Below are 1,285 nucleotides of genomic sequence, written 5' to 3' on the forward strand. Positions count from 1 at the left end.
GTGGCCCGTCCCCACTGAATGAGACCGCTCGGTTTTAGAGTCCTGATGGCCCTGATGAGGGTCGGAAGGGACACTGAGGGATATGGCAGGACGCAAGCGGCATTCCGCGGAGGAGATCGTGCGGAAGCTGCGCCGTGCCGACGAGTTGGCCGCGGAGGGCCGCTCGGGTGAGGAGATCGCGGCTGAGCTGGAGGTCTCGGCGGCGACGCTGTACAACTGGCGCCGCCAGTACGGCGGGATGGACACCGACGCGGCGAAAGAGCTCAAGGAGCTGCGGGAGCAGAATGCGCGATTGAAGCGGTTGCTGGCCGATGCGGAGCTGGAGAAGGACGCGCTGCGGGAGATCGCCAAGGGAAAATGGTGAGCCCGGCCGCTCGCCGCCGCGTTGTGGGCATGCTGAAAGACGGTTTCGGTATGTCGGAACGCTTCGCGTGCAGGGTGGTCGGGCTTTCGCGTTCGACCTATCGCCGTGTGCCGGTGGCGGCCACGCCGGCCGATCCGGATGCCGGTCTGCGGGCCTGGCTGCGCGGCTACGCCATGAAACATCCGTGTCACGGGTTCCGCCGTGCCTGGGCGGCGTTGCGGTTCGAGGAGGGCCACGCGGTGAACAAGAAACGGGTGCACCGGCTGTGGCGGGAGGAGGGCCTGCAGGTGCGTGAGCATCACCCGCGCAAACGCGCGGGTGTTTCGTCGATGCCACCGATCGCGGCGGACGCGCCGAAGGTGGTGTGGGCGTTGGACTTCCAGTTCGATTCCACCATCGACGGGCGGGCGGTGAAGATCGCGTCGATGGTCGACGAGCACACCCGCGAGTCGCTGCTGCACCTGGTGGAGCGGTCAATCACCGCCGAGCGGCTCGTCACCGGGCTGGAGAAGGTGTTCGCGGCCCGTGGCGCACCGAAGGTGCTGCGCATGGACAACGGACCGGAGATGATTTCGGCAGCGCTGCAACGATTCTGCTCGAACCGGGTCGGAATGGTCTACATTCCACCGGGCACGCCGTGGAACAACGGGTTCGTCGAATCGTTCAACCGGCGGCTGCGCACCGAATGCCTGAACCGCAACCACTGGACCAACCTGCTCGAGGCCCGGGTGGTGATCGGCGACTTCAAAGACGACCACAACCGAGGGCATCGACACTCGGCGCTGGGGTATCTCACCCCCGCCGAATACGCTGCCAGCTGCACCCACCGCCACCACCCGGTGGCCTGCACAATCAACTGAAACTGGATCGACAACAACCCGGACTCAAAGACCGGGTGGTCCCGTCATCGGGGACCGGCCA

1 protein-coding gene is annotated in these 1,285 nt (G+C 66.1%); it reads left to right on the top strand.

The window, feature by feature from the left end:
* Positions 1-82: 82 nt before the first annotated feature.
* A protein-coding gene (locus IU459_RS37205; RefSeq protein ID WP_195134263.1) for an IS3 family transposase occupies positions 83-1,224 on the top strand; the annotation gives its coding sequence in 2 pieces (ribosomal slippage) (positions 83-350 and positions 350-1,224; 1,143 coding nt in all).
* The last annotated feature ends 61 nt before the right edge of the window (positions 1,225-1,285 follow it).

Origin of the sequence: Nocardia amamiensis (genome assembly GCF_015477605.1) — a bacterium.
In the GTDB taxonomy this organism is placed as follows: domain Bacteria; phylum Actinomycetota; class Actinomycetes; order Mycobacteriales; family Mycobacteriaceae; genus Nocardia; species Nocardia amamiensis_A.